The 12,169-nt window shown below is 64.3% G+C and carries 12 protein-coding genes and 2 pseudogenes; 8 read left to right on the top strand and 6 right to left on the bottom strand.

All coding sequences use genetic code 11. The features are described from left to right. Positions 1-13 precede the first annotated feature (13 nt). Entirely contained in the window at positions 14-241 is a 228-nt protein-coding gene (locus NOF53_RS17945; protein ID WP_255971152.1) for a hypothetical protein, read from the bottom strand. On the opposite strand from NOF53_RS17945, the gene NOF53_RS17940 reads away from it, so the two are divergent. Next, positions 228-1,541 (top strand): alpha/beta fold hydrolase, encoded by a 1,314-nt coding sequence (locus tag NOF53_RS17940; RefSeq protein WP_255971150.1) that lies wholly within the window; start codon positions 228-230, stop codon positions 1,539-1,541. The genes NOF53_RS17945 and NOF53_RS17940 overlap by 14 nt on opposite strands. A 19-nt stretch (positions 1,542-1,560) precedes the next feature. Further along, positions 1,561-1,911, top strand: a pseudogene (locus NOF53_RS17935) (serine hydrolase domain-containing protein); the annotation flags it as partial. 973 nt (positions 1,912-2,884) lie between these two features. On the opposite strand, the gene NOF53_RS17930 reads toward NOF53_RS17935, so the two are convergent. Then, positions 2,885-4,381, bottom strand: coding sequence for an aldehyde dehydrogenase family protein (locus NOF53_RS17930; RefSeq protein ID WP_255971149.1), 1,497 nt, complete (start codon positions 4,379-4,381; stop codon positions 2,885-2,887). On the opposite strand from NOF53_RS17930, the pseudogene NOF53_RS27760 reads away from it, so the two are divergent. Together NOF53_RS27760 and NOF53_RS27755 are read left to right on the top strand one after the other, a co-directional pair. Continuing rightward, positions 4,380-5,036 (top strand): annotated as a pseudogene (locus tag NOF53_RS27760) (cupin domain-containing protein); the annotation flags it as partial. The gene NOF53_RS17930 and the pseudogene NOF53_RS27760 sit on opposite strands and share 2 nt — an antisense overlap. Before the next feature lie 24 nt (positions 5,037-5,060). Beyond that, on the top strand, positions 5,061-5,468 hold the full coding sequence (locus NOF53_RS27755) for a helix-turn-helix transcriptional regulator (RefSeq protein WP_255971344.1): 408 nt from the start codon (positions 5,061-5,063) through the stop codon (positions 5,466-5,468). Here the strand turns inward: NOF53_RS27755 and NOF53_RS17915 are convergent. Continuing rightward, positions 5,465-6,718, bottom strand: a complete 1,254-nt coding sequence (locus NOF53_RS17915; RefSeq protein ID WP_255971147.1) for an acyl-CoA dehydrogenase family protein — start codon at positions 6,716-6,718, stop codon at positions 5,465-5,467. The two genes, NOF53_RS27755 and NOF53_RS17915, sit on opposite strands and share 4 nt — an antisense overlap. Before the next feature lie 71 nt (positions 6,719-6,789). Further along, the gene (locus NOF53_RS17910) at positions 6,790-7,305 is read right to left on the bottom strand and encodes a hypothetical protein (RefSeq protein WP_255971145.1); all 516 of its coding nucleotides are present in this window, start codon (positions 7,303-7,305) and stop codon (positions 6,790-6,792) included. A 467-nt stretch (positions 7,306-7,772) separates the two neighbouring features. On the opposite strand from NOF53_RS17910, the gene NOF53_RS17905 reads away from it, so the two are divergent. Together NOF53_RS17905 and NOF53_RS17900 are read left to right on the top strand one after the other, a co-directional pair. Next, the gene (locus tag NOF53_RS17905) at positions 7,773-8,042 is read left to right on the top strand and encodes a hypothetical protein (RefSeq protein WP_255971143.1); all 270 of its coding nucleotides are present in this window, start codon (positions 7,773-7,775) and stop codon (positions 8,040-8,042) included. 134 nt (positions 8,043-8,176) lie between these two features. Then, entirely contained in the window at positions 8,177-8,893 is a 717-nt protein-coding gene (locus NOF53_RS17900) for an HNH endonuclease family protein (RefSeq protein ID WP_255971141.1), read from the top strand. Between the two features lie 120 nt (positions 8,894-9,013). Here the strand turns inward: NOF53_RS17900 and NOF53_RS17895 are convergent, their stop codons facing one another. Then, a complete protein-coding gene (locus NOF53_RS17895) occupies positions 9,014-9,547 on the bottom strand; it encodes a helicase associated domain-containing protein (protein WP_255971139.1) in 534 nt (177 codons plus the stop codon). A gap of 336 nt (positions 9,548-9,883) precedes the next feature. Between NOF53_RS17895 and NOF53_RS17890 the strand changes: the two genes are divergently transcribed. Together NOF53_RS17890 and NOF53_RS17885 are read left to right on the top strand one after the other, a co-directional pair. Beyond that, positions 9,884-11,050 carry a site-specific integrase gene (locus tag NOF53_RS17890; RefSeq protein ID WP_255971342.1) on the top strand — a complete coding sequence of 389 codons (1,167 nt, stop codon included), beginning with the start codon at positions 9,884-9,886 and terminating at the stop codon, positions 11,048-11,050. Further along, positions 10,987-11,649, top strand: a complete 663-nt coding sequence (locus tag NOF53_RS17885) for a hypothetical protein (protein WP_255971137.1) — start codon at positions 10,987-10,989, stop codon at positions 11,647-11,649. Before NOF53_RS17890 ends, NOF53_RS17885 begins: the two co-directional genes overlap by 64 nt. A 328-nt stretch (positions 11,650-11,977) precedes the next feature. On the opposite strand, the gene NOF53_RS17880 is transcribed toward NOF53_RS17885, so the two are convergent. After that, a partial coding sequence (locus tag NOF53_RS17880) for a hypothetical protein (RefSeq protein ID WP_255971135.1) occupies positions 11,978-12,169 on the bottom strand: 192 nt, incomplete at its 5' end.

The raw sequence follows: 12,169 nt of genomic DNA, 5'->3' as shown, positions 1-12,169 counted from the left end.
TGCGAAATTTGAATCAGTTCACAGTCCTGGCTTTTGCTGTGGTTCTCGCCAGCGGGGCATGTTCGAGTTCGCCGTCCACCTCGCCGCCGACCACCGTGGACCATCCGTCGGCGCAGTTTGTCGAGGGGCCCTGCGCGAAGACACCGGAACCGGTGCCGCTGCTGGCCAACGCTCGCTGCGGAGAGCTGGTCGTGCCGGTAAACCGCACGAAGGCGGATGGTCCGACTATGCGGTTGGCCATCGCGATCATTCCCTCGGAGACGCAGCCACCCACCAAGGAACCAATCGTGTTCCTCCAGGGCGGGCCCGGGCTGGACGGAATCGCATCTCCCGCAGTTCCGCCAGACGTCAGCCTCAACCACAACCGCGATCTGATTCTCTTCGGCCAGCGCGGCACCCAGACGTCGAGTACACCCCTTCTCTGCCCGGAACAGGACGAGTTCTACTCAGTTCGAGTCGGGCTGGTGTACGACGCGCCCTCCACTGGTGAACTGGACGCCAAATCGGTGAAGGAATGCCGCGACCGGCTCGCACCGACCACCGACCTCGCGGCGTACAACTCGACCGAAAGCGCCTACGACCTCATCGATCTGAGGAAGGCGCTCGGTCACGAGAAGTGGGCAGTGTTCTCGCACTCCTACGGAACGACCCTCGCGCTCATCTACCTGAACATGGACGGCGCAGCGATCACATCCGTCGCGTTCGACGGAGCGACACCTCCGTCGGTCGGCGGATTTGGATGGACATGGGTAAGTGCAAGAGCGGCGTTCGACGGCGTGATGGAGGCGTGCGAGGCACAGCCCGCCTGCAAAGAGCGCTACCCCGACCTCGGACCGACGTTCATCCGGCTGGTCAATGAGCTCGAGAAGAATCCCGTCACGACCACTATCGATCTCCCCGGACACGGAGCCACGAAGGTCGTGATCGACGGTGGAACGTTGCTGGCGTGGTTCGTGGGGTCGGCTGGTCGTCTGACCGCCGGCATCCCAGCGGCAATCGACGAGCTCGACCACGGGAATCCGCAGACTGTCGCCATGCAATACGCCTCCGGGTGGGTGACTTCCGGAGTCTCCAACTCGACCGTGGCAACCGGCCTCACCTCGAGTATCTGGTGCAGTGAATGGGTTCCGTTCGAGACAGCTGAAGCGGCAATGTCCGAAGCGAAGAAGGCCTTCCCGGACTTCCCGGATTCGGTTTTGGAGCAGGCGCCGCAACTCGCGTTCCTGCGCGAAGAATGCGCTGCCTGGGACGTGCCGAAGGCCCCTGACTCGGTTCGGGACACCACCAAGAGTGACATCCCCTCGCTTGTGATCACGGGCGGTTTCGACGCGAGGACTGGACCGATGTGGGGCGAGTACATCGCCAAGGATCTTTCGCATGCGATTGTCGTGGTGGTTCCCGGGTGGGGACACGGAGTGTTCCTGAACCCATGCGGCGCGGAGGTGATCGCGTCGTTCTTCGACAATCCGGAGAAGCCCGACACAACCTGTGTGGACTCGGTGGAAATCGTGGAGTTCACGATCCTCCCGCCACGACAATGACCGCCAGATCGAGCAGAGGATGAAGGACTACGCGATTCCCGGGGTCCGGTTGGTCTTTTGGCTGATGGCGAGGAATGCATCAAGGCGTACGGGTCACCAATGTCGACTACCCGACTCCCGTGGACGGCGACACCGTGTTCCAGATCGCCTGGACGACCAAGACGTTCACCGGAACGACGGTGATGCGGCTGGTCGAAGAAGCAAGATCGATCTGGAGGCGCCAATACGCCGGTATCTACCTGACCGCGCGATCGCCGACCCGGACGCCAGCGCCACGGTGACGATGCGCCAACTTCTCAATCACACGTCGGGCTTCCTGGGCGATGATTTTGAAGACTTCGGTCGTGGTGAGGACGCGGTGGCCCGGTTTTGTTGAATCGATAACCCGCCCGCCATACCGTGTTCAGTTTTCACGTGCCGTCGACACCTGCGGCTCGTGGCGCATAGACGCTGCTGAATCGTCGGTGATCAGCCTCCCCCTCGCGGTCCGTTACCCGTCGAAGGCCCGCTGATCGACTCCCATTAGGTTCCACGGCTCGATGTCACTCCACTAGGCCTACAACCTGCGGGTTCTCAACGCCGTGTCAGTGCTTGATTCTCACGAACTTGTCGGAATCCTCAGCCCGGTCGCTCTCCCGAAGGGTATCGCCGATCAGTCAACGTCGCTGTACGGCAATCCGCGGACCCACGATGCCAGTCCGCCACGGCCTTCTGCAGGCCGGGGGCAGTTCGGGGTGCAGTTGCCGACCTGTCGACCGCGTGCCCTGCATGCGCAAGACCCGGTTACTGCTCGCGTCGTTCAGAGGGCCGGCCTGCGCAATCAACAGGCCAGTGACTCCAGGTAGGTCAGGAGGGCGGTGATCGCGATGGCCAGGCCGATCGCGATCGTTCCCGCTCGTTCATCGTTGTCGGCACTGTTCCCAGCCACCCAGCCACCGGTGTCCTTTCGTCCGTAATCCGTCACCCCGGCTCGGCAACCGCGGTGCGGTGCGGGCGTGTCGCGAGAACGGATTTGTCCGTGCACCTTTGGAAGCGTCTCGGTGTCCCTGGCATCACGCGTCGAGGTTGATGGTGATAGGGAAATGCCGAGGTACGCGAGGCGGGGTCCAGTACTGGTCGGGTTCGTGGCCGAAGCGGAGCCAAATTCCTTCTGGTGGAGTCCCCCGCAGGGAAGCCAGCTGACCGTGGTGTCGACGAGCATCCGGTCGTCATTTTGTTGGGTTGATGCACCTGTCGGCTGGGATCGAGGAACCGGGGATGGTTGCTCACGTTTGTGCAGCCGTAGTCGCGTGCGGTTCGTCGTGGCCGAGGCGCGTGGTGACGCCCCGGCCGCGGCTGTACGGCTATCCCTTCTTGACGATCACGGTCTTGGTTTCGGTGTAGGCGTCGAGCGCACTGGAGCCGTGTTCGCGGCCCCACCCGGACTGCTTGTAACCACCGAAAGGAAGTGCCGGATCGAGCACGTGGTAGCTGTTGATCCAGACGGTGCCCGCTGACAGGCGCGCGGCGACGGTGTGTGCCTTCGACACATCAGACGTCCAGACGCCCGCGGCGAGCCCGTAGTCGGTGTCGTTGGCGGTGGCAAGAACGTCGTCGACATCGTCGAACCGCGACACAGTGACCACCGGCCCGAAGATTTCCTCCTTGACCACTCGCATGGTGGGTGTGGTGTCGACGAGCACTGTGGGTTGGACGAAGTAGCCGATGTCCCCCTTACGGCCTCCTCCCGCGACCGCGGTGGCGCCCTCGGCGCGCCCGGACTCGAGGTAGCCGAGGACGGTGCTGAGTTGTTTCTCCGACACCACCGGTCCCATCTGTGAGTCGGGGTCGAGACTGTCGCCGACCTTGAGCTCGGATGCGATCCGAGCGACTCCCTCCACGACGCGGTCGTACACCTTCGACTGCACGAGCAGGCGAGATCCGGCTTCGCACGCTTCTCCCTGGTTGAAGAAGATTGCCATCGCAGCGCCTTCGATTGCGGCGTCGATGTCGGCGTCGTCGAAGACGATGTTCGGTGACTTGCCACCCAGTTCGAGGGTCACCTTCTTCAGGTTGCCGCGGGCGGCGCCTACGATGCGCCGACCGACCTCGGTCGAACCGGTGAACGACACCTTGTCGACCCCGGGATGGGCGGTAAGGGCGGCGCCCACGGTTTCGCCGAAGCCCTGCACGATGTTCACCACACCGTCCGGCACACCTGCTTCGCGAAGCACGTCACCGAGCAGTGCGGCGCTCAGCGGGGTCTGTTCGGCCGGCTTGAGGATTACCGTGTTGCCGGCGGCGAGGGCGGGGGCCAGCTTCCAGGCGGCGAGGAGGAGCGGGAAATTCCACGCCACGATCGCCGCGACGACTCCGACTCGCTCGCGCACGGTGTAGGCGAAGTAGCTTCCGGGAGCTGCCGCAGATGTGATCGGGATCGTGGTCCCCTCCAGCTTGGTCGGCCAGCCGGCCATGTATCGGAACCAATCGGCGGCCAGCGGTACGTCGACCAGGCGCGCGTAGGTCAGGGGCTTGCCGTTGTCGAGTGCCTCGACGAGCGCGAAGTCTGCCACCCGCTCCTCGAGCAGGTCCCCGAGGCGCCAGAGGATCTTGCTGCGCTGTGCTGGCGTCATGCGACCCCAGGGGCCGTCGAGCGCCCGGCGCGCCGAGGCTACCGCATTGTCAACGTCGTGGTTACCACCGAATGCCACTTGTGCGAGCGGGTCGCCGTTGCAGGGGTTGAACGTCGCGAAGCTTTCGCCGGAAACGGACGGAACGTTCTGTCCGTCGATCAGATGATGGACGGGGTTCTTCAGGAATTCGGTCACCGTGGACGACGGTGCGGCGTGTGTGATCGTCATGTCTCGTTCTCCTTGTTCAGTTTCTCGGTTGTCAGGTATTGACAAGCCCGCCTCTAGCGCAGAATCTGGTGGCGTGCCGTACTGGTCCACCTCGGGTCTCAGTCCTCGCGACCAGGCGAGTTACTGGAGCGACATCGTCTGCGAGGCCTTCACCCCCCTGGCGCCGAAGCGTGCTCGGGCGCATCTCGACCGCAGTGCAACGGCCGACGGGGTGTCGGGCTGGGTTCGATCCGAGCCCCTTGTCGAGACGAATTGTGCCGAAATCGCCTCGTGCACTCAGCTTTTGACCCACGGTCCGCGTGAGGTGCGTCGCACCTCAATGGAGGCGCTGTTCGTGAATCTGCAGCTGTCGGGCGTCTGCCACGGCGAACAGGACGGCAGACGTTGTATCGTCCCGCCCGGAAGCTATGCCGTGTTTGACACCACGCGCCCCTATTCGCTCGAATTCAGCGAGCCCGCGTCGGAGGCCAGTTGGCGTGTTCTGTCATTTCGTGTTCCTCGTGATCATTGGGCCTTCGGTGTTCGCACGGACGACGCGACGGCCCGTGCGATCGATACAGCGACTGGGGCAGGAAACGTTGTGGCGACGATGATGTCGTCGCTCTGGAAGCAACAGCACGCTCTGGATCAGTCCACCGAAGCGAGCTTGGAGAGATCCTTCGCTGATGTGCTCTGTGCGGTGTCATCAGCCCGGTCCCGGTCCGCCGAGACGCCAGAGTCCGAGGCTCGCGATGCAGCCCTTCGTTTCGTGGTCGAGCGCTACATCCGCTCGGCGATGCCCCTCGGCCGTGTCACCGCCGAGGCTGCCGCGAATGAGGCAGCGATCTCGGTGCGGACGTTGCACCGCCTGTTCCAGGCGGCGGGTACCACGTTCGCGGACCGTGTCCGGGAGGAGCGACTACGAGGCGTGATGCACGATCTCGTGACGGCCGCGCCCACCGTCTCCGTCGGTGAGATCGCCATGCGGTGGGGTTTCTATGACAGTTCGCATCTGACCCGCACCTTTCAGCGGTACCTCGGATGCACCCCTACCGAGTATCGGGCCGCGAACAGCACAGTGTCGGTCCAGCTGCCTCGGAAGGACTAGGCCGACACGATTCCCGCGGCGGACTCCATCGGATCGTAGTCGTCGCGCTTGAGCAAACCGTGCAGCTGGCGGCGGCGCACTCCCATGTTGCCGCCGTCGTAGAGGGGGAAGCACAGCACGTCTTCCATGATCCCCGCAATCGGTGTCTGATCTCCGTAGGAGTTCACTCCCACCACGCGCATTGCGTCGTACACCGTTTGGACGGACAGTTCGGAGGCATAGATTTTGACCATGTGCCCCAGTTCCTCGTCGGCGCCACCGGTCTTGTCGTACAGATCGCAGGCTTTCCAGGTGAAATACCGCGCAGCCTCGATTCGGGTTTTGATGTCCACCAACATGTATCCGACATTCTGGTAGTCGATGATCGGAACTGGGCCGGAGCGCTTGTCAGTCTTCGCGAACGCGAGCGCGTAGTCGAACGCGGCACGCATCCGGCCCACGCAAGCCGCTCCGATGAGCGGGGACGTCCAGTTGAATGTCCTGCGGGCGATCTCCATCCCGTCCCCTGGACGTCCGATGATGTTCCCGGCGGGGACCCTCACGTCGGTGAATGTGATGCGCGGGGATGCCGTGGCGCGATGTCCCATCGTGTCGATATAGGACTCGACCTTCACGCCCGGGGTGTCACCCGGCACCACGATCACCGCCAGTGACTCTTGCGGTGGCAGTGTTGGGTCGGTCCGACACAGGACGCTGATTAGCTCGGCACCGCTCCCGTCCCACCCCGACCCGTTCGTGGTGAAGTGTTTGTCCCCATTGATGACCCATTCATCTCCCTCCAACCGGGCGAAGGTCTGTACGCCGGCCGAAGTGTCCTCGGTGTCGAAGTTCGCACCCCCGGACGTTTCCGTGAAGGCCCACGACGCGAGAAGTGGATCATTGCCGGCGAATGGCCGCAGAAACTGTGCCTTCTGCTCGGCAGTTCCGAAGTGGATGATCGGTTGCAGCCCGAGACCGGTGCCAAACAATGCACTCGGAACATTGATATCCGCTCGCGCAAGCTCTTCCGCGGCTACTGCAAAGTCGAGCGACGACATCGCGGTTCCACCGTATTCAACCGGGAGAAGGGCTTTGACAAAACCCGCATCCACCATCTCCTGATAGAACGGCTTGATCGCCGCAAAACGCGCCTCCGGGGTGGGAAACGGCGCGATAACCCCCTTCACAAGGGCGAGCCGATTGTCCGCGAACGTCTGCGCCGCCTTCTGCAACGCCGCCTGCTCCGGACTCAGATCGAAGTCAATGGCCATGAGAATCAGTTCCTCCAGTGCTTGCCGTTACATCCAACTGTGAGACTCACAACACTCATTGTCGTCCGGTGTTACGAGTGACCATTGGATGGATGCGACAACGCCGTTGTACGGTTGCGCCAATCCACGGCGCACCTAGAAGTCTTGCCGGGGTCTCCCGTCAGGCGCTGCGTGTGCAGTTGCGCGAGAGCGACGTCGGTGTCCGGGTAGGCGATGAGTCTGCGGACCCCGACGCGGACCAGGACGGACAACCGACGTGGCCCGTACTCGTCGGCGAGTTCCTCGAGTCGGCGTTTCGTCTCAGGGTCCAACCGGAAGGGGTGCCGCTCGGCCGCAGGACTCCCACCGCGAGCACTGCGTAGAGGAGCAGGCACACTGCCGGAGCGCCGAGCGCCCATTCCACGTTGGTGGGCGGCGTTCCATGCGAAAGGGATCACGCCGAGCAGCAGCAACTCCGGCGCGAAGTCCGCCGTCCACAGACGGTCCAGTTCCAGCCGACTTTCGTACGCGACATGGCCGCTGTTGGTGGCCGACCAGAACAAGCCCGCGTAGTGCAGCCGGTGGTGGTGACTTCGAACCCGTCGCACGGGCCGTCCGCGAACAACCTGACGTGGGTCAACCGCAGCGACCGTCGTCGCAACAGCACATCCGTTGTCGCCGCACGTACCTGGCCTCGACCGCACCGGTCCACGTCACGATTCAAAATCTGGTCCCGACCGACATGAAATGTGGAAACCGACACGCCACCGACACGGAATCTGGAAACCGACACGGAAACGTGGAACCTACATCGCCAATGCGAATTGGGCCGTCCAGAGCGCAGGTCCGTGTCACTCATGATTTGTGCGGGGTGACTGCTGTAAAAAAACACTTACGCAGCGTCTCGGGTAAAACTCCTGTTCAAAACTGTTTTGTTCTGCAGGGCTCGATTCGAGTGTCTCGCCCTGCGAGTTGGTGCAGGTGGAGGCGGAAAGGGTCGTGACGAGACGGCACCGGCGACGTTCGGACCGGCGGGCCGCGTAACAGAACAGCTGGTGATCGCGAAGTCGATCTTGTGCGGACACTGATACTGATCGGAACGGCCCTCGGGCTCGGCGCGGGCCTGGTGTGTACCGCCCTGTTCGCCTGGTGGCTGTCGTACCCGGTGCACTTCTACGTGGGCAGCTACGAACCCCTCGGCGCCGAAGGAACCACCGCGCACATGGACTCCGTGAACCCCATACCGTTTCTCGCGGCCGGACTGATGCTCAGTGCAGTCCTCGGGTCGGTCTCCGGTCTCATCGCCGCACGGCGCGGCTGGCGGCTGACCCACCGGACAGCCTGACCCAGTCCTCTGAGAGCCGGGTCCCTCACCCTTCCGCTTCCGACAGCGCATTCCGGTCGGTCCCGCAACCGCGGTTGTCGGAGGTACCCGCGATACTTGCACATCAGTCACACAGGTAACAGGAGAACCAACGCATGCGCCATCGCTGCCAGACCGCTCTTCTCGCTCTCGGTGCGGTCACCGTGCTCGGCCTGACCGGGTGCTCGGCCATCGCCGATGCAAACCCGGGAACCGGCTCCCTCGGAGACGCACCGGCGGCTCCGGCGCCGGTCGGATTCGTTTCGGCACAGGCGTTGGCGAAACTCGACACCCTGGCGGTCAAGGGCCGCGCCCCGAAGACCGGCTACACCCGTGAGCAGTTCGGCCCGTCGTGGTCCGACGACAACGGCGTCGAAGGTGGCCACAACGGCTGCGATACCCGCAACGACATCCTCCGCCGCGACCTGGTGGACCTGACCTACAAGACCAGTACCCGGGACTGCGTGGTGGCCACCGGCACCCTGCACGACACCTACACCGGCACCACCAATTCCTTCGTCCGCGGCCAGGACACCTCCACCGCGGTGCAAATCGACCACGTCGTCGCACTATCCGATGCCTGGCAGAAGGGCGCCCAGCAGCTCAGCCCGGAGCAACGCCGCGACCTGGCGAACGACCCACGCAATTTGCAGGCCGTCGACGGGCCCACCAACTCGAAGAAGTCCGATTCCGACGCTTCATCCTGGTTGCCACCGAACAAGAGCTACCGATGCACCTACGTCTCAAGGCAAATCGATGTGAAAGCTCTCTGGTGGCGGTGGGTGACCCAGGCGGAGAAGGACGCGATGAGCCAAGTCCTGCACTCCTGCTGAGTAGTAACCCGACCTACGTGGGCTCGCGCCGCGATGGCCGTCGTGCCCACCGAAGTTCCGGACGCAGGGGGTACCTTCCTCCCGATACGGGAACAGGCACGCTGGCAGCAGGATCCGCGCTCAGATTCGCGCTTGTGATCGCCGCCCCGGGTGACGGACAGCCGACCCGGTGCGCTGTGCTGGTGTGCGCGGCCCGCGCGGGCGCGGGTTGGGGGAGACCCCGAGAACAGCGAGCGGGCCACGTTCCTCGTCCGGGAGGGTGTCGGCCCGCCACTTCTTCACCGCCCGATAGAGCCACTGACCGACCTGTTCACCGTCGTGGGTGACGTAGTTCGCGGGAACCAGTGCGTTCCCGTGCTCTTCGCGATAGGCGGCGATCTCGGTCAGCATCCGCCGTCGCTTGCTATCGGCCCGGGACACGGCGGGAAGGGGAGTGTTGTCATCGCTCCACACGAATCCGATCGCATCGAGCTGCGCAATGCGTTGCGGTGGCAGGGTGTCGAGCATGCGCGCCACACGTTGGCGGTCCTGCCAACGACCGAGATGGAAACCCCTTTCGGTGAGATAGTCGGCCGGAATCGCAGTACCGGGGTGTTCGCGGCGAAAATCGGAGTAGAGCTGCACCGGGGAGGTTGCGGACCGGGTCACTGGCATCGGAATCGCATCCTTCCGGAAGCTCTCACACGTTGTCGGCATTGTCATTAGCTCAAGTATGTCCACCAGTTGGACGACGCGGCAAGAACGTTGACCTAGGTTCGTGTGCAACGGCGTGTGCGGACATCAGGTCTCGATGAAGGACTCGAAAGATGAGTGTTGATCGGGTCGCTGTTGTCTGCCGTGCCGGCGACGGTGAATATACGTAAGCCAACTCCCCTGAAAGTGCAGTTCGCGCCGCGTTTTCGGTTGCAGTGATCGTGTCGGTCACCGCCGGTAGTGTTCCGGCTCGTGACGATCGAACAGCTGAACGGATCGGGCAGGGCGTCAGTGGATATGGTGCCGGTCGGTGGGTGGGGGTCGGCACCAGACCTGACAGATGAAGCCACGGCGCGGATCGCCGACGCCGTCACCTCGTCACGGGCGCCGGGCACCCGTCGGGTCTATGCCTGCGACTGGCGCCGCTTCCGCAGCTGGTGCGAAACCCGGGGACACAGTGCGCTGCCGGCGCACCCGGTCACCGTCGCCGCCTACCTGGTCGATGCTGCCGACACCGTCGATGGTGAGGGCGAGCGCGCCTATTCCCCTTCCACTCTCAGTCGGTGGGTGTCGGTGATCGGGCACTACCACCGGACCGCCAGCCTGCCGAACCCAGCGGGGGAGACGCTGGTGTCCTCGACCCTGTCCGGGATCCGACGGAACTACGCCGCCGCCGGCGACCGCCCCAGGACTCCGCGGGCACCGCTGTTGACCTCCGACATCGTCACCATCGTCGGATCCGCCCGACAGGCTGTGACCGGCTGGGCGACCGAGGTCCACGAACGCCGCGACTCGGCCTTGTTGTTGATGGGCTTCGCCGGCGCGTTCCGGCGCAGCGACCTCGTCGGCCTCAACTGTGGGGACGTCACCCTGCACCGCCTCGACGGGGTCCATGTGCGCTTGCGCAGGTCGAAGACCGACCAGGAAGGTCTCGGGGTGGTGCGGGCGTTGCCGTTCACCACCTCCCATGACAGTTGCCCACCGTGCGCCTATTTTCGGTGGGCGCAGGTCGTCGCCGCCTTCGACGTCGCCGGACGTCCGGGGGTGATCCGGTTGCTATGTACCGCACGACCGTTCGAGTCGCATGTGTGCCGAGGCGGATTGTCGCGGATGCGGGCGCGGGCACCGGCGTCGTTCGCGGACTGGTGCGCCGCCTGCGATCACCGGGCGGTGCCGGCGCATCCCAGTGTGCTGGCGCAGTTCCTCGCCGAACACCCCGCCGCCGACGGGACACAACGACGTCGGGTCACCGCGATCAACGCCGTTCACACCGAGGCCGAGTTGCCAGCACCGGGGCGTGCCGAGCTGATCCGGCAGCTGCTCAACGCAGCCCGTGCCGACCGGTTGGCCCGGACGCGGGAGCGGGTGGCGCAGGTGGTCCTGCGGATTCCAGTCATCGGGTGGCCGGGCGGGCTGTTGGCCGCCGCGACGCTCTGCTTCTCACCCTGGCCGGCGCGGGCCTGAGTTTCGAGCAGATCGCCCGACTGCGGCACACTGATGTCACTGCGGAGCATGATGCGCTCGCTGTACAGGTGGGGGAGAACTGGATTCGCGTCACCGTCGAATCCGGCGTCGAACCCACTGCCGCGTATAAGAACTGGGTGGAGGTGCTCGGCTTTCTGGACCAATACCCGAGTACCCAACTCCTCGCCGACCACCTCGACAAAGGTGCAGATCTATCAGCGTTCGCAGACAGCGCGCGCCGCGACGAACGGCCGCTGCTCACATCCATCGACCGGTGGGGGCACACCCCCTTCGCCCCGACTCCTCTGACCGGACAATCCGTCGCCGCCCTAGTCCGCGCGCACCTGGCCGGGCAAGCGCCGATACACAAGCGGCCGCCGGCCAGGAGATCCACGACGCCGCCCCGCGAGCACGTGCGGGTCCCGGCCCTGGTTGACGTCGAGCTGGACCAGGCCTACTACGACCGCGGCATCGCCGCCCGCCGTGACGCCCACACCCACCTCGAGGACGTCAACGACATCCTCGACGGCATCGAGGACGAAGCCGACAAACTTCTCGCCGACCTGCTTGCCATCCTCGACCACACCGAAGGTGACTGACTAAGAACTGGTTCCCCGACGTCGGGGACTTGCGTCGGGGTAGCTGCGATAACTGAAATTATCGCGACCTAGTGCTCACAAACCATGAGTGACACGGAGGCAGTCGGTTTGTGCGCCGAATCCGGCGTCGGTTGTAGGTTCCACGTTTCCGTGTCGGTTTCCAGATTTCATGTCGGTAGGACGCCCTCGCCTCACTGCAATTCCGTCGGCGAAGATCAGTTGCCACCGGAATCCTCGGGGCGGAATTCGAGACGTGCCGTAATGGTCGGTCCCGGCAGCGGAGCTGCGGTGGTCACACATGAGACGTTGGCCACCGCCGCTCCGGCTGTTAGCTGCCGAACCCGCTGAGCAGGTCGAGGAGGCCGTCAAGACCGAAGTCCAGGCCGCCACCGCCCGCGGTGGTCGAGGTGACGGTGACCCGCACCGGGGCGATCGGGTCCTGGTAGTCGACGTCGCCCTCCTCCTTGCACTTGGTGCGCACCTGGTACTCGCCGTCGGGGAAAACGGCCGACGTGCCGAC

This window comes from Rhodococcus tibetensis (genome assembly GCF_024438035.1).
GTDB classification, from domain to species: domain Bacteria; phylum Actinomycetota; class Actinomycetes; order Mycobacteriales; family Mycobacteriaceae; genus Rhodococcus_F; species Rhodococcus_F tibetensis.
Note: the sequence above shows the minus strand (reverse complement) of the source record. Positions and strands in the feature narration are given on the sequence as shown.

Coding starts and splice junctions, on each gene's coding strand:
- NOF53_RS17895 (WP_255971139.1), bottom strand. CDS start 9,547: ATGCCAGTGACCCGGTCCGCAACCTCCCCGGTGCAGCTCTACTCCGAT.
- NOF53_RS17930 (WP_255971149.1), bottom strand. CDS start 4,381: ATGACGATCACACACGCCGCACCGTCGTCCACGGTGACCGAATTCCTG.
- NOF53_RS17945 (WP_255971152.1), bottom strand. CDS start 241: ATGGCCAACCGCATAGTCGGACCATCCGCCTTCGTGCGGTTTACCGGC.
- NOF53_RS17900 (WP_255971141.1), top strand. CDS start 8,177: ATGCGCCATCGCTGCCAGACCGCTCTTCTCGCTCTCGGTGCGGTCACC.
- NOF53_RS17915 (WP_255971147.1), bottom strand. CDS start 6,718: ATGGCCATTGACTTCGATCTGAGTCCGGAGCAGGCGGCGTTGCAGAAG.
- NOF53_RS17940 (WP_255971150.1), top strand. CDS start 228: ATGCGGTTGGCCATCGCGATCATTCCCTCGGAGACGCAGCCACCCACC.
- NOF53_RS17890 (WP_255971342.1), top strand. CDS start 9,884: ATGGTGCCGGTCGGTGGGTGGGGGTCGGCACCAGACCTGACAGATGAA.